Annotated in this window: 14 protein-coding genes and 1 other annotated feature; of the genes, 10 read left to right on the top strand and 4 right to left on the bottom strand. The window is 34.6% G+C overall.

The genetic code is table 11. The features are described from left to right. Window positions 1-151: 151 nt before the first annotated feature. Window positions 152-1,228 carry a bifunctional 3-deoxy-7-phosphoheptulonate synthase/chorismate mutase gene (locus tag ACTYA4_RS13380; RefSeq protein ID WP_443482316.1) on the top strand — a complete coding sequence of 359 codons (1,077 nt, stop codon included), beginning with the start codon at window positions 152-154 and terminating at the stop codon, window positions 1,226-1,228. A gap of 435 nt (window positions 1,229-1,663) precedes the next feature. Continuing rightward, window positions 1,664-2,662, top strand: coding sequence for a catabolite control protein A (gene ccpA, locus ACTYA4_RS13375; protein WP_443482317.1), 999 nt, complete (start codon window positions 1,664-1,666; stop codon window positions 2,660-2,662). Window positions 2,663-2,764: 102 nt separating this feature from the next. Here the strand turns inward: ccpA and ACTYA4_RS13370 are convergent, their stop codons facing one another. Beyond that, window positions 2,765-5,689 carry a transglycosylase domain-containing protein gene (locus tag ACTYA4_RS13370; protein ID WP_443482318.1) on the bottom strand — a complete coding sequence of 975 codons (2,925 nt, stop codon included), beginning with the start codon at window positions 5,687-5,689 and terminating at the stop codon, window positions 2,765-2,767. A 128-nt stretch (window positions 5,690-5,817) separates the two neighbouring features. Then, window positions 5,818-6,035: a binding site (T-box leader), on the top strand. Window positions 6,036-6,167: 132 nt separating this feature from the next. Here ACTYA4_RS13370 and tyrS point away from each other — a divergent pair. Then, window positions 6,168-7,424: a tyrosine--tRNA ligase gene (gene tyrS / locus ACTYA4_RS13365; RefSeq protein WP_443482319.1), complete on the top strand. Its 1,257-nt coding sequence runs from the start codon at window positions 6,168-6,170 to the stop codon at window positions 7,422-7,424. Between the two features lie 221 nt (window positions 7,425-7,645). On the opposite strand, the gene rpsD is transcribed toward tyrS, so the two are convergent. Further along, window positions 7,646-8,248: a 30S ribosomal protein S4 gene (gene rpsD / locus ACTYA4_RS13360; protein ID WP_443482320.1), complete on the bottom strand. Its 603-nt coding sequence runs from the start codon at window positions 8,246-8,248 to the stop codon at window positions 7,646-7,648. Window positions 8,249-9,199: 951 nt separating this feature from the next. Between rpsD and ACTYA4_RS13355 the strand changes: the two genes are divergently transcribed. Beyond that, on the top strand, window positions 9,200-11,077 hold the full coding sequence (locus ACTYA4_RS13355; RefSeq protein ID WP_443482321.1) for a sensor domain-containing diguanylate cyclase: 1,878 nt from the start codon (window positions 9,200-9,202) through the stop codon (window positions 11,075-11,077). A 329-nt stretch (window positions 11,078-11,406) separates the two neighbouring features. Here the strand turns inward: ACTYA4_RS13355 and msrC are convergent, their stop codons facing one another. Then, entirely contained in the window at window positions 11,407-11,889 is a 483-nt protein-coding gene (msrC, locus tag ACTYA4_RS13350; protein ID WP_443482322.1) for a free L-methionine (R)-S-oxide reductase MsrC, read from the bottom strand. A gap of 507 nt (window positions 11,890-12,396) precedes the next feature. Between msrC and refZ the strand changes: the two genes are divergently transcribed. Continuing rightward, the gene (gene refZ, locus ACTYA4_RS13345; protein WP_443482323.1) at window positions 12,397-13,020 is read left to right on the top strand and encodes a forespore capture DNA-binding protein RefZ; all 624 of its coding nucleotides are present in this window, start codon (window positions 12,397-12,399) and stop codon (window positions 13,018-13,020) included. Here refZ and hisJ read toward each other — a convergent pair. Continuing rightward, window positions 13,009-13,806 (bottom strand): histidinol-phosphatase HisJ, encoded by a 798-nt coding sequence (gene hisJ / locus ACTYA4_RS13340; RefSeq protein WP_443482324.1) that lies wholly within the window; start codon window positions 13,804-13,806, stop codon window positions 13,009-13,011. The two genes, refZ and hisJ, sit on opposite strands and share 12 nt — an antisense overlap. A 436-nt stretch (window positions 13,807-14,242) precedes the next feature. On the opposite strand from hisJ, the gene ezrA reads away from it, so the two are divergent. From ezrA to mbcS, 5 genes are all read left to right on the top strand, one after another. Then, window positions 14,243-15,955 (top strand): septation ring formation regulator EzrA, encoded by a 1,713-nt coding sequence (ezrA, locus tag ACTYA4_RS13335; protein WP_445505685.1) that lies wholly within the window; start codon window positions 14,243-14,245, stop codon window positions 15,953-15,955. A 534-nt stretch (window positions 15,956-16,489) separates the two neighbouring features. Continuing rightward, the gene (locus ACTYA4_RS13330; protein ID WP_443482326.1) at window positions 16,490-17,632 is read left to right on the top strand and encodes a cysteine desulfurase family protein; all 1,143 of its coding nucleotides are present in this window, start codon (window positions 16,490-16,492) and stop codon (window positions 17,630-17,632) included. Further along, window positions 17,633-18,844, top strand: coding sequence for a tRNA uracil 4-sulfurtransferase ThiI (thiI, locus tag ACTYA4_RS13325; RefSeq protein ID WP_443482327.1), 1,212 nt, complete (start codon window positions 17,633-17,635; stop codon window positions 18,842-18,844). Between the two features lie 125 nt (window positions 18,845-18,969). Further along, entirely contained in the window at window positions 18,970-19,170 is a 201-nt protein-coding gene (locus tag ACTYA4_RS13320) for an alpha/beta-type small acid-soluble spore protein (RefSeq protein WP_443482328.1), read from the top strand. 248 nt (window positions 19,171-19,418) lie between these two features. After that, complete coding sequence (mbcS, locus tag ACTYA4_RS13315; RefSeq protein WP_443482329.1) at window positions 19,419-21,002, top strand: acyl-CoA synthetase MbcS; 1,584 nt, start codon at window positions 19,419-19,421, stop codon at window positions 21,000-21,002. The last annotated feature ends 18 nt before the right edge of the window (window positions 21,003-21,020 follow it).

The raw sequence follows: 21,020 nt of genomic DNA, 5'->3' as shown, positions 1-21,020 counted from the left end.
TAAAGTGTGTGTTCAAAAAGGGAACAAATTAGAAGCAAGCTAACGAAGAGATTAGAGGCTTTAACTTTGCGACTTTTTGGAATCCTTTTAAATAGAAAGTGTATATAAATTAATTTTTCTGCATTGACATAGGATAAAGGATGGGATAATAGTGAGTAACAAAGATTTAGATGCACTGCGTAATCGTGTAGACGAAGTGAATTTAGAAATACTAGAAAAAATTAATGAAAGAGCTGCACTCGTACAAGAAATTGCCCAAACAAAAGTAACACATGGTGCACACCGTTACGATCCGGTACGCGAACGCAAAATGCTTGATAATATTTTAGAGAAAAACAACGGTCCATTTGATAATGCAACTGTTGCTCATTTATTTAAACAAATTTTCAAAGCTGGGTTACAATTGCAGCAAGATGATGACAGCAAAGCGCTGCTAGTTTCTCGTAAAAAGAAACCAGAAGATACGATTATCGATTTAAAAGGAACAAAAATTGGCGATGGAGTTCCAAAGTTTGTATTCGGACCATGTTCTGTTGAGTCATATGAACAGGTTGCTAAAGTTGCAGAATCGGTTAAAGCAAAAGGCTTAACCTTATTACGTGGAGGTGCATTTAAGCCAAGAACATCTCCATACGATTTCCAAGGTCTTGGTGTGGAAGGCTTAAAAATATTAAAACGTGTAGCAGATGAATATGATTTATCTGTAATCAGCGAAATTGTTAGTCCAGAGCATATTGAAGAAGCATTAGATTATATCGATGTGATTCAAATTGGTGCTCGTAATATGCATAACTTTGAATTACTAAAAGCAGTAGGAAGTGTGAAAAAGCCTGTTCTACTAAAAAGAGGGTTAGCTGCAACGGTTGAAGAATTCATAAATGCGGCTGAATATATTATTTCACAAGGAAATGATCAAATCATGCTTTGTGAACGAGGCATTCGTACGTATGAACGAGCGACAAGAAATACATTAGATATTTCTGCTGTACCAATTTTAAAACAAGAAACACATCTTCCTGTCTTTGTTGATGTTACACATTCTACTGGAAGAAAAGATTTACTGTTGCCATGTGCAAAAGCAGCACTTGCAATCGGTGCAGATGGAGTGATGGCGGAAGTGCATCCAGATCCTGCAGTAGCATTATCTGATTCTGCACAACAAATGGATTTAAACCAGTTTGATGAATTTTATAAAAACATTCAAGCAACTCCGTTTGTAAAAGCATAAGTTTATCTATATGAAAAGCGCTGTTAAACGATAATGTTGATTTGGAAAGCGAGTGGATTCCCTGACCATTTATAAATCAACAATGAAATTTAACAGAGCGATTTGAAAAAAAGCGTAGGTTTGATTCTATCCAAACGTTTGGAGGATCATCAGCCTATGCTTTTTTTATCTTTGGCTCTGTTAAACGATCATGTTTTTTAGAGGAAGGAATCTGCGAGACTTCTGCGAGGGTGATTACATTAAAAAGTAAAAAAAGTAGATGTTTTTGAAAAAAAATGAAAGCTTGTCATTGCGGCATTTGTAACGTTATCGTATGATTAAATACATAATTAGACAAGATTAGCTAAATCAAGACAAAGTAAAATGATTAGTTTCTAGCTACTTGCAACAAAATAAACTGATGGTATGTACGAACAAAAGGAGTGTTTTATAATTATGAATATAACGATATATGATGTTGCGAGAGAGGCAAGTGTATCAATGGCTACTGTATCAAGAGTAGTTAATGGTAATCCAAATGTAAAACCTGCAACTAGAAAAAAGGTATTAGAAGTAATTGATCGCTTAGGTTATCGACCCAATGCTGTAGCGCGTGGTTTAGCTAGCAAAAAAACGACTACTGTCGGGGTGGTTATCCCTGATATTTCCAGTACGTTTTATGCGGAGTTGGCGCGTGGGATAGAAGATATTGCCACGATGTATAAATACAATATTATATTAAGCAACTCTGATCAAAATAAAGATAAGGAGCTCCATTTATTAAATACAATGTTAGGAAAACAGGTAGATGGCATTGTGTTTATGGGGGCCAATATTACAGAAGAGCATGTACAGGAATTTGAAAAATCTCCAGTTCCGATTGTACTTGCAGCAAGTATAGAAGAAAGCGGGAAAATTTCTTCTGTTAATATCGACTATGCTCAAGCAACCTTTGATGTGGTAACTTCTTTTGTTGAAAAAGGACATAAAGTCATTGCACTTGTACTTGGGAGCTTAGAAGAGCCTATTAATCGAAACGAAAAACTTGTTGGGTATAAAAGAGCATTAGAAGCTGCAGGCATTGCCTTTGATGAAAATTTAGTTATGGAAGGCGACTATTCATATGAATCTGGTTTAGAGTCGTTTGATAAATTGATGGAATTACCGAATAAACCTACAGCAATTTGTGTTGGGTCGGATGAAATGGCAATAGGTGTTATTCATGGAGCGGAGGATATGGGATATAATGTTCCAGAGGATTTTGAAATCATCAGCTCTGATAACACAAAGCTTACGTTAATGGTAAGACCACAGCTAACGACGATTGTTCAGCCATTATATGATATTGGGGCTGTAGCTATGCGACTATTAACGAAGTACATGAATAAAGAAACAGTGGAAGATCATATTGTTGTACTTCCACACCGTATAGAAGAACGAGCATCTACGAAATAAGTAAAAAGGAATGGCTTTTTTAGAGCCATTCCTTTTTCTTTGGACAATGTTCAAGCATAAAACATGCTTGTAGGCATTGTCGAGCTGTTTAAGTAAAATTGTTTATGGAGAAGGTGTATCCCCATTGTTATTGTTCACACCTTGATTTTGATCTAACGGTTGCTGATTCTCTACTGGTTTATTTTCTACTGGTTTATTCTCTTCTGGTTTATTTTCTACTTGATTATTTTGGCTATTCTCAGGTGATACTGTTTCATTATTCTTGTCTTCATTTGCTGGATTTTGATTTTTTTCTTCTTCTGGTTTAGAAGCATTATCATCCTTTTTAGGTGCTTCTTTTTCTTGTCCGATTGTAATTACGTTGGAAGAAGAAGATTCTCTGCCGGCAATATCTACAGCATTAACGGTGTAGGCGCCGTTTCCACCTTTAAATGCAAGTGTTTCACCAGCTTTTATACTAGCAACTTTTTGACCGTCTTTGTAAATCCTGTAGCCGACAATATCATTCTCACTATGCTGGGACCAGGATACTCCATCCTTGTTTTGAACTATTTTTAAAGCATCTGGTGTTTTCCCATTATCACTTATTTTGTCTGTTGGAATCGCAACTTTATCCCATGTTGGGTTATTTTGAACAAGATTGCTAGGGTCAGAAACATTGATTCCGAATAGTTTTTCAATATAGTCTGGATTCAGCATTAAACCTGATTCCGCAAATTCACTTGGTGTAGAATCTAATGCCATGTATTTTTTGTCGCCGATCTGAACAATTTTTCCAGCAACTAAACTGTCATCTGTTTTATTTGGAGCACTGCCTGACTTAAATAGATCTGTTGTAACAAGTCCAGCTTTGGAACACCCTTCAGAAGGAAGTAATCCAGATACAGAGCAAATGGATCTTCTTACGATTCCGCCAGGCATTTGGAAACGCTTAGATGGATCTACTAAACTAGAATCTACATCATATGCTGCGTTCATTAAATCTGCCCACAGATAAATATTTCTCATTCCATATGATAAGCCTTTATAAGTTAAATCAAGGGATTTAGGTGTGTCATAGCCCATCCAAACGCCGAATGAAACATTCGGATTTGTAGCAACGAACCAAGTGTCATTATAATCTTGTCCCGTTCCAGTTTTGCCAGCCCAATCCGATTGGAATTTTAGGCGATTTCTTAAAGAGGTTGCAGTACCTTGACTAATAACATCTCTCATCATATCTAATGTTAAGTAAGCTGTTTGTGGACTAAACACTTTAACAGGATCCACTTTATGTTGATAAATAACTTTTCCATTTTTATCGACGATTTTGTCAATCATATAAGCATCAATAAAATCACCGTTGTTTGCCAAGGTTCCATATGCATTCGTATTTTCTTCGACTGTTACACCTTTTCTCAATGCTCCTAATGCTGTAGATCGATTGTAATAATCATCTTCTACAAGAGAAGTAAAGCCCATTTTTTCTAAAAATCTTGCCGGTTTTTGTGGCAATATCTCTGTGTAAGCTTTAACTGCTGGAACATTAAATGATTTTGTTAATGCGTATCTTGCTGTAACTAATCCATGATATTGTTTGTCATAGTTTAACGGCCATGGTCTGCTGCTTCCAGGCAATAAACTTAACGGAACATCAGGTAAAACAGATCCTGGAGATAATGTCCCCAGTTCAATTGCTGGTGCATAAACGAGCAGTGGCTTCATTGTAGAACCATTTGGACGCTTTGAACTAGTGGCATGGTTCGTTGCTTCTCTTTTGTGATCCAGTCCGCCTACAAAGCTGATGATTTTACCTGTTTTATTTTCAATTAAAACAGCACCAGTTTCAACAGGTTCTGAAAATTTAACAGTTCCATAGTATGGGAAATTTTTTGCAACCTTTTGCATGTTATCATATATTTTTTTATTAATGGTGCTATGAATGTCATACCCATTTTGGTGAATTTGACGATCAGCAAGAGTAGTATATTGTTCTCTTAAAATATCATCTTTTTCTAAATCTTTTTTCTTGTATCCATCTTTTTTTGCTAGCATTTCTGCAATGATTTCGATGGATCTTTTTTGAATTTCATACGTTAACCATGGATATTTTTGCACAGGACTTTCTTTCGATGAAATAAAATCCTTCGTAATATCATAGTTTACTGCTTTTTCGTATTCTTTTTTTGAAATTTTATCTTGATCATACATTCTTTTTAAAACGGTTTTCATTCTAGATAAGCCAGGGTCCAAGTTTTCTTTTACTTTTCCTTCTTGTGTAAAAGGAGTGTATCCGAAGGGACTTTGTGGCAATCCGGCAATAAAGGCAGCTTGAGGCAATGTTAGTTTTTTTACATCAACGCCAAATAGTCCGTTTGCTGCAGCTTGTACACCTGCAATATTGCGACCAGATGAATTTCTTCCGAAAGTAGATACGTTTAAGTATGCTTCTAAAATTTCTTCTTTATCAAAAAATTTTTCCAGTCTTAGAGCAAGTAAAATTTCTTTTGCTTTTCTTTTAAAAGAAACCTCATTTGTAAGTATTTGGTTTTTAATAAGCTGCTGTGTTAATGTACTTCCGCCGGATTGACTAGAGGTATTCGCAACTTCTTGAAATAAAGCACGCATAATAGATTTCGGAACGACCCCATTATGTTCATAAAAATATTGATCTTCTGTGGATACAACCGCATCGATTAAATAGGGAGAAACATCTTTTATTTTTACTTCTTCTCTTTCCAAGTCTGTAGGCAATTTGCCTAAATATACATTGTTGGAAAAATATAGTTCAGATGTTTCTTCATAATTATAGATGTCTTTTTTCATTGTGTTATAGGAGCGAATCGGTTCATCTTTTACTAAAGAGGCAAAATATCCTGCTCCAATTCCTGCGGCAAATCCTCCGCCTACTAATAGAACAATAATAAATAGTAAAACGATATTCCAAGTCACTTCATATGTAACACGTGCTCCTTTGACCGTTTTTTTATTGGTAAAGAAGTTTGAGAATAATTCTATAAAATTATTCCACTCCCACTTTTTATTCATTTGTATCATTCCCCCTAAAATCACATACATTATAGCATAAAGGAGAAGGACAATTCGATTTTTTTCGAGAAAGCATTTGACATATATCTTGTTTTTATGATAAAAATAACTCAACTATATATGGATTCGTTATTGTGTTGACAGGAATAAGTAGTTCTTTTATCCCTATTTTTAGAGAGCCGTTGGGTGGTGAAAAACGGCATAAATAAAAGGATGAATTACCTCCTCGAGCTTTCACTGGGAAATACAAGTAGTATCAGTGAACGGGATATGCCGTTATCTTTTTTAAGTGGAGAAAAATCTTTTTCTCAAATAGGGTGGTACCGCGCTTCATTGCGTCCCTGCATATTTATGCAGGGGCTTTTTGCTGTTTAAAGAGGAAGTCACTACATCCTGTGGAAGGCCAGTCGAATAAAAATAACAATTAATATAGGAATGATAAATAATTTTATTTTGAAATAAATGGAGGATACAAAATATGAACTTATTAGAGGACTTGCAATGGAGAGGCATTGTATACCAACAAACAGATGAGGAAGGCTTAAAGGAACAACTAAACACAAGCATGACATCGTTGTACTGTGGGGTAGATCCAACAGCTGACAGTATGCATATCGGACATCTTTTGCCATTTTTAACATTAAGACGTTTCCAAAATGCAGGACACCGTCCGATTGTGCTTGTGGGCGGCGCTACTGGTTTGATTGGGGACCCGAGTGGAAAAAGTGAAGAACGCAAGCTGCAGACACTTGATATTATTGGGCACAACGTAAAATGCCTGCAAAGCCAATTAGAACGAATCTTTGATTTTGATGGAGAAAATGGGGCAGTTATGGTAAATAACTATGACTGGGCAGGATCCATGGATATTGTTACGTTTTTACGGGATTATGGAAAATATATCGGCATTAACTATATGTTGGCGAAAGATACCATTTCATCCCGTTTAGAAACAGGAATTTCTTTTACAGAATTTACTTATACAATTTTACAAGGCCTTGACTTCTTACATTTATATGAAAATCATGATTGTAAGCTGCAAATCGGCGGAAGCGACCAATGGGGAAACATTACAACTGGTTTAGAGCTTATTAGAAAAACAATGCCTGAAGGAGCAAAAGCATACGGATTTACGATTCCGCTTGTAACAAAAGCAGATGGAACTAAATTCGGAAAAACAGAAAGTGGTGCTGTATGGTTAGATCCAGAAAAAACAACACCATACGAGTTTTACCAATTTTGGATTAACACTGCAGATGCTGATGTAGTAAAATATTTAAAATTCTTTACGTTCTTATCAAAAGAAGAGATTGAAGAATTAGAAATTGCTGTTAAAGAAGAGCCGCATTTACGCAAAGCGCAAAAAACATTGGCAGAAGAAATGACAAAATTAATTCATGGGGAAGCGGCATTAGAGCAGGCCCTTAAAATTACTGCAGCGTTATTCAGCGGTGATATTAAAAACTTAACAGCAGATGAAATTAAACAGGGGTTTAAAGATGTGCCAACATATGAGCATAAAGAAGGCGAAGCTGTTTTAGTCGATTTGCTTGTAGCAGCAGGCATTGTTTCTTCCAAGCGTCAAGCTAGAGAAGATGTTACAAATGGAGCAGTTTATATTAACGGAGAGCGTAAACAAGAACTAGATTATACACTATCAGAAGAAGACCGCATTGAAGGACAGTTCACGGTAATTCGCCGTGGCAAGAAAAAATACTTTTTAATTAAGTTTTAATGAGAAAAGCGGAAGCGCCTTAATCAGCCCCTGTGAAAGATAACCTCATGTCTCAAAAAGTGTTTTTTACTTTTAGAGACATGAGGTTATCTTTCACAGGGGTAGGTGCTGAAGCTGCAAAGAGATAAAACTTAATAATGCTAACTAAATTGCTAAAGCAAAAAAATAAAACCCTAGATGCTTCTAGGGTTTTAAATAAGATAATTAACAAAGAATATCTATTAACGAGAGTAGAACTCAACGATAAGCGCTTCGTTAATTTCTGCAGGAAGTTCAGAACGCTCAGGTAAACGAGTGAATGAACCTTCTAATTTATCAGCATCAAAAGTTAAGAAATCTGGTACAAAGTTATTAACTTCTACTGCTTCTTTTACAACTGCAAGGTTGCTTGATTTTTCACGTAAAGTGATTGTTTGACCAGCTTTTAAACGGTATGATGGGATATCTACACGAGATCCATCTACTAAAATATGGCCATGGTTTACAAGCTGACGTGCTTGACGACGAGTGCGAGCTAAACCTAAACGGTAAACAACGTTATCAAGGCGAGTTTCTAAAAGTGCCATGAAGTTTTCACCATGTTTACCAGGCATTTTGCCAGCGATATCAAATAAATTACGGAATTGGCGCTCATTTACACCATACATATGACGTAATTTTTGTTTTTCTTGTAATTGTAAACCGTATTCTGATAATTTTTTACGTTGGTTTGGACCATGTTGTCCTGGTGCGTAAGGGCGTTTATCTAACTCCTTACCAGTACCACTTAATGAAATGCCTAAACGGCGGGACAGTTTCCAGCTTGGACCTGTATATCGAGCCATAATTGACTCCTCCTTCATGTTTTTATTTGGTATAAAATAAAAACAGATGCAACAGCATTTATGTTCATTTTGTCTTCATGTACCTTCGCCCTAGCAGCCAAGGGTTACACAATACACCATCAATAAAATTGAGGAACAGAATGAAACAAAAAGCTTTTAACATATGCTGCAATATTTTACACAAAGAATATTATATGGTTTTCTATAATAGAAAGTCAAGTATATATTCATCTTAATTATTCGTTTATGATGAAAAATTTAGATTTCATGAAAAAAATTATTTTTTACCAAGCATTTCATCCTATATGCTATAATTATTATTATAACTATTTTAGTAATAATTTCTTACATGATACAGTTCAGTGCGTATTCAAAACAGAGGACAATTAGAGCAGGGAAGGTCGAGTTACGGTAGCCTGGATAGTAGGAAGTACTTTGTTGAGTACTTAAATAAGACTACAACGAAGTGATTCGGCAGCTATGGTCCCGGATTTTTTGAACATCCTCTTCAAGTACTATTTAACTTTAGACCTTAGATTTTTATAAGGAATGACGTAAATAATATGTGTTAAAGAGCCTCTATAACAAGAGGTTTTTCCTAATTATTCCTTTTGTGTATAGAATAAGGAGAATGTTTATTTCATAGGTTCTGTCGTTTGTGCTGTAAAATGTCATTTATCTTCATTTTTCTAAAATCCCGAAGTTAACTTGATTTCCACTCTATGTTTTCAAAACATATTCTTCACAGTGAAGAAAGATAATACATACATAATAAAAACATGAATTTTTTAAAATATCCCACTAAAGCTAGTAATAAATAAGCGAGGTACATTGCTTTCGTCATTTATGTATCATTTAGTAAAAAATGAAAGACATTTCTTCTTTGTAAAAGAGAAGATTCGATGTATAAAAAATAGTTTGAAAAAGTAAGGTGAATTAGGTGATAAATAGATGGATATGCTTGGCCACCAAATAATATTAAAAATAAAAAGTCGCTTTTTCGATATTGTCGATACAGAAAGCCACAATTTAAACTATGAACAATTGCTTAGTGAAATGTTAACTATCATAAAAAGTGTATTAAATGTAGAGGAAGTTGCCTTATATAGTTGTAAAGAATGGAATGATTACTGGATGGTGGAAGCAACAACTGCTTCTTCTGATCATTATCCTCTTTTGCCGAATACAAAGGAAATGAACCTTTTGTTAGCGAGTCAAGCGGTACATCGGAAACCGAATTCAATTAAATTGCTTGCTGGTTATGATTTGTTATTACCATTAAAAAACAAAGACGTATTTCAACATTTTTTTGTGATAAAAACGAAAGAAGAATCAGTAGAGAATGAATTTAGTAATACATTATTAGAAGTATTATGTCAAGAGAGCGGTTTTTTTCTTAATAAAGTGCAAAGCTTAATAAAAATTGTTATGGAGGAAAAACGATATAAACAATTATTTCGCGTAACGCAAAAGTTTCATTCTTCTATGAAAATAGAAGGTGTACTTGGTGAAATTATTTATACATTGCAGGAAGTTTATCCAACCTTTACGTATTATTTGTTATTATCACATGATAACAACAGTCATATAGATTTGCCGATAAAGGATTTAGAGTATGATAGTGAAAATATTGCAGCTATGCAAGCGTATGTAACAGGTGATATTCAATTTGAGAACTCTATGGAAGAAAGAAGATCTATTTTATATGCCCCATTAAAAGGAAAACAAGGAGTTTACGGTGTGTTGCAAGTTATTGCGCCAAATACATTTAATTTTCCGAAAAGTGAAGTCGAGTTTATTACATTATTAGCGAACACAGCAGGAAGTGCATTGGAAAATGCACAACTATATCAACAATCCAAAAAGTTAGTTTTTGATTTACAGTTAATTAATGAGACGTCACATCGTTTAAACTCTAACTTAAGATTAACAGAAATGATGACTTATATGTCTGCACGAATTTCTTCTAGTTTTGATGCGGAAGAAGTAGGATTTATTCTTTTCTCTTCAGAATCGAATGCCATTACAGTATTGCATGGAAGTACTCCTTTTTTTCATTCAAATGAAGCGGAATCTTATATTCAGTATTTTAAAGAAAAAATTAAAATGGAAAAAGATGCATTATTTTTGGGTGACTTTTTTATTGAGGGGCATGAAAATGTAAAGTATAAATCGATTATGGCTGTGCCAATGATGCAAACAGGTACTTTAAAAGGGTTTTCTATTGTGATGCATTCAGCACCATATCACTTTTCATTTGATACATTTAAATTATTACAATCATTAATACACCATTCTACATTAGCCTTAACCAACTCCATGTTAAGAGAAGAATTAGAAAAATTAGTTGTTACAGATCATCTAACGAAATTATTCTCCAGGAATTTTCTTGATGAAAAAATACATCATTCTTTACAAGAAGATACAGAAGGAACTTTTATCCTTATTGATATTGATAATTTTAAAGCGGTGAATGACACATATGGCCATCAAGTAGGAGATGAAATAATTATTCAAGTAGCTAATATTATATTGGAAAATATAAGAGGTACAGATATTGGCGCAAGATGGGGAGGGGAAGAATTAGCCATCTATTTGCCAAAGGTTCCGCTTTCTATCGGAATTATTATTGCGGAAAGACTTGTGTCCAAAGTAAGAGAAACTTCTTCTCCTTCTGTAACGATTTCATGCGGTGTATCCTATTGGAATAAAGAAATGAACGATAATTATAAAGCTATTTTTAAACGAGCAGACAAAGCGCTTTATGTGGCGAAGGAATCTGGAAAAGATAGAGTGGTTATTCAAAATACGTATCTTGTAAGTGAATAGAGCCTGAAAAACTAGTTCCATTTTGTTGGAGCTAGTTTTTTATTTCGTTTTTCTTATAGGCTGTTTTTGTATAGATTGTTGCATTTTAACTCGCAGCCTGAATACACTTCGCTTTCCGTGGGCGAGCGTCGAGCCTCCTCGTCGCCATACGCTCCTGTGGGGTCTCGTCTTTCTCGCATTCCCACAGGAGTCTACGTGTATGCAGGCTGCTAAGAAACACTTTTCCAAATGTTTTTTTTGTGAAAAACAACAAACTTTGAGAAAACAGCCTTCTTAAAAGATAAGAATAAAAATTTTCACAAGGTTTGAACAAGGCGATTCCGCCTTTCTTATAAAAACTTAATTAAAGTATCTACAAATAGTTGTAAATATTTTTGATCTATTTCATCGAAACGGTTTTTTTCGGGAGAATCGATATCAAGTACACCAAGTAATGTTCCGTCTTCTTTCAGCAATGGTACTACTATTTCGGATTGGGAAGCTGCATCACAAGCGATATGTCCTGGGAATTGATGAACATCTTCTACACGAATCGTTTCTTTTTTTTCTGCTGCTGTACCGCAAACACCTCTGCCGAAGGAGATACGTACACATGCAGGCAAACCTTGGAAAGGGCCAAGCACTAGTTCCCCATCTTCCACTAAATAAAACCCAACCCAATTAACTCGGTCCAAAAAGTGATTCAACAATGCTGCTGCATTTGAAAGGTTGGCAATGATATTACTTTCTCCTTCAAGAAGAGCTTTTAACTGTTTTTCTACTAATTGATACTTTTCTTCACGGTTACCGTTATATGATTCGACGTTAAACATGAAATACACCTAACTTTCTTCATCAACTATACATATTTTTGCAAAAAAACGCTGAAATAGCGAAGACTTTGTCGAGATTCTTTTAAAGGAATGCTGATAGTTAGCAAGAATTTTATAGTAAGGTCCATTTTTGTTGAACGCTCTTTTCATATAGATTGTTGTTATCTACCCCGCAGCCTGAATACACTTCGCTTTCCGCGGGCGAGTGCCGAGCCGCATCAATGCTATACTCCTGTGGGGTCTCGTCTTTCTCGCTTTTCCCGCAGGAGTCTACGTGTATGCAGGCTGCTCAGTGCTTCAGCCATGTTTATTATTTTATTCAAAAACAACAAACTTTTAGAAAACAGCTTTGTTGAAAAAAGGTATAAGAAGTAGTTCAAAACTACAATGGATAAAAATGGACTAATGTAATTTATTCAGCCTAATAAACACTTTCTCGACGTTCAGAGATTTAATTTATTCAATCATATTTTTAATTTATTAGCAAGAGGAAAGAGGCGAGCAAATATGAAAAAAAATGCAAGAGAAGTCATTATCGAGTCTGCTATTACGTTGTTTAATCAAAATGGATATGATGGGACATCTATTAGAGATATTGCAGGGCATGCAAATGTTAATGTAGCGAATATTTCCTATTATTTTAAGGGGAAGCATGGTTTATTAGAATATTGCTTTACAAACTATTTTGAAAAATATTTAGAAGTATTAGAATATGGCATTTCTTCTGTTTCATTTAGTGCGACAGAGAGGTTAAAAAAAGTAGTGGAGGCAATTATTAATTTTCAATGTTTGCATCCACATTTAACGAGGTTTGTATTAAGGGAAGTTTCCATTGATTCACAAGTAGTCCGTGAAATCATGTCTACGTATTATGTGAAAGAACGTTTTTATTTGACAAAAATTTTAGAAGAAGGCATAAAACAAAAAGAATTTAAAAAGCAAACAATTCCTTACAGTATTATGCAGCTGAAAAGTCTTTTATCTATGCCATTTCTTCATACGTATTATTTAACAGAAGTACTCCATGTTTTTTTACATGAAGCGTATTTTACAAAAAAGTTTCTAGAAGAAATTAATAAATGGATTGATGAAGTGATTTGTTTAGATGCAAAATCGTTATCAATTTCCTAACGTCTGATCCCAACCTTGTCCTAAATCTTTCACTTGATGGGCATCAGATCCGTAAATTAATGGAATTTGCAGCTTTTTTGCTTCTTGAACAATCCATTTTGGAGGATATGGCTCTCCACATAATGGTTTATTTACACCTGCACCATTATAATCCAGTTCTAAATTCTGCTTTTTTAGTTCATTTAATAAAGCAATGATTGTGTGAAGGTAGTCTTTATTAATCGGATATTTTTTTTGGAATTTATGTACGAGTGTTATATGACCGATTCTACTAGGTTTAAACGGTCCTAAATCTGCTTTTATTGATTTTTCGACTGTTTTATAATAACAATCATAGATCGATTCCACACTTCCATAGTTTTTTATCATTTCGGCAAATAAATCTGGACTGTAATCGACACAATCATATGCATGATCTTTTTTTAGAAAATGTACACTAAGAATACTGTCGTCCAGCTTATCTCCCCAGATTGTTAAAAAGTCACGGATTTCTTTTTCGAAGCCTTCGATATAATCAATCTCTAGACCAACATTGACTTTTATTTTTTCTTTATAAACTTCTTTAACAGCATTTACTTCGGATATATAATGTGGTAGCTCTTCAAGTGACATGCTGCTGTCTTTAGTAGGAGTAGTGTCTACAAAGCCTTTTGGCAAGGGAGCATGTTCTGTAAAAGATATTTCGTTAAATCCTAATGAAATTGCTTTTTCAATATAATCAGCCAATGCATCTTTTGTTCCATGTGGACAAAAGGATGTATGGATATGGCCATCTTTTTTTAACATAAAAGATTCATCCTTTCCATCTAAAAAAATGTTATTATCAATTATTATACAGATGACTAAGAAACATTTAATATATTTATTTTTATTTCTTACCAGGAAACATAAACGAAACAACGTTGTGGATAACTTAAGCGGTTGGGTCCATACCTAGATAACAGCGCCTAGCCCTTGTGAAAAATAACCCTTTGCTATTAGAAGTAAAAAGTACTTTCACGAGCAAAATGAACATTTTTCTTCAGGGCTGAACAAGGCGCTTCCGCTTTTCTTCTTTGGTTTATTGTTCAAGCTGCAAAATTCACTGAATTTCTTTTAAAAAAAAAATTAAATTAATAGTCAAAAAATGTCGGTTACATGGTATCATAAATACAAATAAAAACAACTTTACATACATTTAATATAGAATAAAATGGGTCGGTGTTAGAACAGGGGGCTTCAAATGGATTACATAATTGCAGGAGTAGTCATTATCTTATGCCTATTCGCGTCTGGATATTTTATTAAACGAAAATATTATAGGATGGTTGATGACTTAGAAAATTGGAAGATTGATATTATGAATCGGCCGGTACTAGAAGAGCTTTCTAAAGTAAAACAGTTAAATATGATCGGACAAACAGAAGAATTGTTTGAAAATTGGAGAGCGAAATGGGATGACATCGTTACAGTACAATTACCAGATGTAGAAGAGATGCTTTTTGATACAGAAGAGTTTATTGATAAGTATAAATTTAAAAAAGCAAAACAGAAACAAAGTAAGGTTCGTCAAAAAATGGAACAAATGGAAAAATCTATTGAATCTATGTTAGAGGAATTAAATAACCTTGTTGGCAGTGAAGAGAAAAACCGAACAGAGATGGAAACACTTCAAGAAGCATATCGGGAAAGTAAAAAAGCACTGTTAGCACACAGACATACTTTTGGTAAAACAGAAAAAAAATTAGAAGCAATGTTAAAAGATGCTTCCGTTTTATTAAACGAATTTGAAGTGAAAACAAATAACGGAGATTATTTAGAAGCTAGAGAAATCGTGTTGAAGACAGACGAAATTGTATCTCATATTGGGTTTTTAATCGAGCATATTCCCCCGTTATTAATAGAGTGTCAAACAAAATTACCAGAGCAAATTAATGAGCTAAAAGATGGCTATCAAGAAATGCTTGAACAAGGATTTATTTTAGAGCATATTCAATTGGATATTGAAGTAGAGGAAATAGAAAAAGACTTGCAATCATGTAATAATTATATACGTGATGGACAAGTAGAAAAACTCCAGTCTACTATAGCTGATATACAAGAAAAGATAGAAGTATTATATGACTTGTTGGAAAAAGAAGTACTTGCAAAAAATTATTGGAATAAAAATTTAGCATCAGCAAAAGAAGTTCTTGGCAATATAAATGAAGCAAATGAACGACTGCAATCGGAACTTGGATTATTGCAAAGAAGCTATCATTTACATAATGAAGATTTAGAGCTGCAATACAAGCTTGAAAAACGAGTAAAACACTTATATAAACAATATGAGGTTTTAGAACATAAGCTACTAAATGAAACTGCAGCACATTCTGTGTTATGTGAAGAGTTAAAGCTACTGAAAGAGCAGTTGGAAAGTATATCAGACGAACAAATAATTTTATTCGAGAAGCTGCATGCATTAAGAAAAGATGAAGTGGCGGCCCGTGAAAAAATTAAAGATTTAAACAAAGAAATTACACAGTCCATTAGATTGGTAACAAATAGTAATTTGCCTGGTGTAACAAATGAATATACTCATTTATTACATGATGCGAAAAAAAGTATTACAAAAGTAAAAACGGTTTTAGAAGAAGCTCCATTGGATATAGCATCTGTACATACCTTGCTAGAACAGGCAGAAAGTACTGTTTCTTCCTTTATTTATGCAACAAATGAGTTGGTAGAAACTGTTTTATTAGCAGAGAAACTAATTCAATATGGTAATAGATACCGGCGCAAATACCCGAGAGTGGAAAGAAATTTATCAGAAGCAGAAGCGGCATTTAGACAATTTCAATATAAAGAAGCTTTTGAGCGGGCTGCAACCACAATTGAAGAGGTGGAACCGGGAAGTACAAAACGTTTAGAAGCATGGATTCTCGAGCAAACAGAAAAAGAAAACCAATATAGTTGAATATAGAGTGTGTATACATAGCTCATTTTGGTAACTTTTGATAAGCTTATTAATGGTTGCTGTGCTTGTCATTATGTCATGAACCTTGTGAAGAGCGGGAATACTTCGGATAGTTTATGAAACTAAGCAGGGCGGCTAAAGAACGAAAAAAGCAAATGTTTGTGGAATGTTAAGAGGGGAGATACTACGTAAGTAGAACTTCTCTCTTTTTTTGTATGGAAAAAGGGTCGGAGCTGCGTGATTGGGATCGAAATAAACACGGTATTGTGCTCAATATTTTGTTTTTTATTCGAATGTATAGGGGAGTTTCTCTCGCTCGCGGCGCCTTTATTAGGTTTGAGTCTGCCTTTTCCTTGTTAGATGGTGGAAACGGGGGATGAGTCTCCGTGTAAGTTTTTTATGGAAAGGCTTTGTTAAACGATAATGTTGATTTAAACAAAACAAAAATATTACGATAGAATGTATTTATATTTTCAAATACAAGTTACTATGATAGGATTTAAAGTTGGCAAGTATACAGGAAAGGTGAGGCTTATGATATATTTAGATAATAGTGCGACGACTAAGCCATTTCCAGAAGTGTTAAAGTCATATACAACTGTTGCGGCTAATTATTTTGGCAATCCTTCTTCCTTGCATTCATTAGGAGGACAAGCAGAAAAACTCCTTTTTCAAGCAAGGAAGCAAATTGCTGACCTGCTGCATGTAAATAGCAAGGAAATATTTTTTACATCAGGTGGTACAGAAGGCAATAATTTTGCTTTAAAGGGAGCTGCTCATTTTTATAAAGGCAGAGGCAAACATATTATTACAACAGCAATAGAGCATGATTCTGTTCATAAAGTCCTCGAGCAACTGCAAAAAGACGGATTTTCTGTTACCTATATTCCTGTTGATGAAAAAGGTGTCGTATCTGTAGAAGAAGTGAAACAACATATTCAAAAAGATACCATTATCGTTTCTATCATGCATGTGAATAATGAAATTGGTTCTATTCAACCGATTCAGCAAATTGGGAAAATGTTAAAAAGCTACGATCGAAAAATTATTTACCATGTCGATGGTGTGCAAGGTATAGGAAAAGCACCCATTTCGATAAAAGAGACAAATGTTGATTTATATACTATTTCGGCTCATAAATTTCATGGGTTAAAAGGAAATGGAGCTTTATATATTCGCCAAGGTATAAAACTAGCGCCATTATTGGCAGGCGGAGGACAAGAAGGAAATTTGCGCAGTGGTACTGAAAATGTCTCAGGGGCAGTAGCTACTGCGAAAGCACTTAGAATGCAATTGCAAGTCCAACAGGAAAAAATAGAAAAACTCAAACAGCTCAATCGATTTTTACGAAATCAATTACAAGAAATCAAAGATGTGGTCATACACTCTCCTTTTAACAGTGTCCCCCACATCATTAATTTTTCTGTAATAGGGATCAAAGCAGAAGTGTTCGTCCATGCATTAGAAGAACAAAATATTTTTATCTCCACAACAAGTGCATGCTCTTCTAAAAATAATACGGTAAGCAAAACGTTGGTTGGCATGGGAGTTCCGCAGCATGTGGCAGAAAGCTCTTTTCGAATTAGCTTATGTTATGACAATACAATGGAAGAAATGAAAAAGACAATGGACGTAATAGTTGAAACAATAAAATGGTTAAGAGGTGTAATGAAATAAATGATGTATGATCGTATACTTATTCGTTATGGGGAACTTTCTACAAAAGGGAGAAATAGAAAAATATTTGTAGATAAATTAAGAAAAACAATTGAAAAAGCATTAATTTCATTTCCACTTGCAAAAGTAGAAGCCAAAAGAGAAAGAATGTATGTGATTTTAAACGGTGAAAATCCAGAGGAAATAACAACTGTATTAAAAAATATTTTTGGGATTCAATCATTTAGTCCAGCAATTAAACTGGAAAGGGATATTGATACAATTAAAGAGGTGGCATTGCAACTAGTTTCCTCTCTTTATAAAGAAGGAAATACATTTAAGATTAGTGCAAGAAGAGCAGATAAATCTTTTTCATTAGATACTGGGGAAATTAATTATTTATTTGGTTCTCATTTGTTAAAAAATATTCCAGGGTTAAAAGTGGATGTGAAAAATCCAACTATTAATGTGCAAATAGAAGTAAGAAGTGAGGCTGTCTATTTATCATGTGAAAATATAGCAGGTGCTGGAGGATTGCCGGCCGGCACTAGCGGAAAAGCAATGCTTATGCTTTCTGGTGGTTTAGATAGTCCTGTAGCTGGATATTTATCGATGAAACGTGGTTTAGAACTGGAAGGAGTACATTTTTTCAGCCCGCCATTTACAAGTGAAAGGGCGAAACAAAAGGTAATCGATCTTTCCAGCAAATTAGCTAATATAAACGGACATTTTGTTTTGCATATTGTTCCATTTACTGAAATTCAGCAATTAATTCATAAGCAAATTCCAGAAAATTATACAATGACCGCGACAAGAAGGCTGATGCTTCGGATTACAGATGAAATACGCAAGAGACAAGAAGCGCTTGCTATTGTGACAGGAGAAAGCTTAGGACAAGTTGCCAGTCAAACGCTTGAAAGTATGTATGCAATCAATGATGTGACAAATACGCCTATTTTAAGACCTCTTATTACGGTAGATAAGTCAGAAATTATTGACATAGCACAAAAGATAGAGACCCATGATATTTCGATTAGACCGTATGAAGATTGTTGTACCGTATTTGTACCTTCCTTACCAAAAACAAAGCCAAAAAAAGAAAAAGTTCAATACTACGAAAGCTTTGTTGATTTTGAGCCAATGATACAGCAGGCAGTAGAGAAAGTCGAAACAATTATTTTAAAAAGAAATGTTAGGATAGATCAGTCTGAAGAAATAAATTCATTATTTTAAGGCTGTGTTATGGTGGTGTCGAGGGACAAGCCACCATGTGGTTTTTTTGTGAACAATTACCAACAGAAATGACGAATGAAGGTCATGTGTATTACACATTCTATTATCACAAGGAGGTGATACACATGGCTAACAACAGTTCAAATCAATTAGTAGTACCTGGTGTTTCTCAAGCGTTAGATCAAATGAAATATGAAATCGCTACTGAATTTGGAGTAAGTCTTGGTGCTGAAACAACTTCTCGCGCTAACGGTTCCGTTGGAGGGGAAATCACTAAACGTTTAGTTCAAATGGCTGAACAACAACTTGGTGGTTATGCAAAATAATTTTATATGATGGCTACAAGGAGTGAGGTATAATGCCTCGCTCCTTTCTAACTTTTATAAATGTTTTATCATGTCTTTATGAACAGTAACCTAAAATAGAAGCAATTCTATTTACTTCCTACTTCTTTTTCAACCACTTTCTCCTAAATGACTTCGATTGATTGTGATATAATTATTTCAAAAATTTTCTAGAAATAGTATAATGACTAAAGTGATTTTTTATAACCTATTTATTAGGGGGAGAAGAAATGTGTCGAGAAGAATTACTAGCTCCGGAATATTATAATTTTGTTTCGGAGATAGAAAAGTTTGCCCAAAATGCAGATAGAGTAGCGTTAAAATGGGAAAACGAAGAAGGTCAGACGAAAGAAGTAACGTATTCCAATCTGTTAAAACTTGCTAACCAAATGGGTAATGTTTTAAAAGAAGCTGGATTACAAAAAGGGGATGTCGTATTAGTAATCGTTCCGCGATTAGTAGAAGCATATCAAGTATATATAGCAGCCCTTAAATTAGGATTAATCATCCTTCCAAGTTCGGAAATGCTCCGTGCAAAAGATCTGCAATATCGCATAAACCACGGGGATGTAAAAGCAGTTATTAGTTACTATCCATTTATAGAGGAACTCGCTGCTATAGATGAAATTCAGTCTATTAAACGTTTTGTCTTAGGGAATCCAGTGGAAGGATGGGACCATTTAGACAAAAAAGCAAAAGAAGCTTCTGATGAATTAGCACTTTGTGAGACGAAAAAATCAGATACGGCATTTATATCGTATACATCTGGTACGACTGGTAATCCAAAAGGGGTTGTACATACACATGGTTGGGCATATGCTCACCTGCGGACAGCTGCACCATACTGGCTATGTATAGAAGAAGGAGATTTAGTATGGGCAACTGCAGGTCCAGGATGGCAAAAATGGGTATGGAGCCCTCTTTTATCTGTGTTAGGATCAGGTGCAACAGGATTCGTATATCATGGCAGATTTAATCCTGTTAAATATTTGAGTTTGCTGGAAAAATACAAAGTGAACGTTCTTTGCTGTACACCAACTGAATATCGCTTGATGGCAAAAGTGGAAGAGATTGGATCTTTCCAGTTAACGAATTTAAAAAGTGCAGTTTCAGCAGGAGAACCGTTAAATAGAGAAGTAATCGATGTATTTAAACATTATTTTCATTTAGATGTTCGTGATGGATATGGACAAACAGAAAACACGCTATTACTAGGAATTACAAAAGGGATAGAACTACGTCCAGGTTCAATGGGGAAACCTACGCCAGGAAATCTAGTGGAAATTATTAATGAAGATGGAGAAACTTGTGCGGTTGGAGAAATTGGCGATATAGCTGTACATAAATCAACACCTGCGTTATTTAAAGAATATTTTAAAGAGCCAGAAAGGACACAAAAACAATATAGAGGCGATTATTATATTACTGGCGATAGAGCAAAAAAGGATGAGGATGGATATTTTTGGTTTGAAGGACGCAGTGATGATATTATCATTAGCTCTGGCTATACCATTGGTCCATTTGAAGTAGAAGATGCGCTTGTAAAGCATGCTGCTGTTAAAGAATGTGCAGTTGTTGCAAGTCCAGATCCAATCAGAGGGAATGTTGTAAAAGCATTTGTCGTATTAAGAGACGGGCTAGAAGGAACAGATGAATTAATAAAACAACTGCAGACGCATGTTAAGAAGTTAACAGCACCTTATAAGTACCCTAGAAAAATAGAATTTATTGAAGAGTTGCCGAAAACGACTTCTGGTAAAACACGTCGTGTAGAATTAAGAGACAACGAAAGAAAAAAACAGTACGAAGTTTAATTTATATAAAAAATAGAA

This window comes from Niallia yueguangensis, from assembly GCF_052663115.1.
This window is presented reverse-complemented; position numbering and strand designations above follow the sequence as displayed.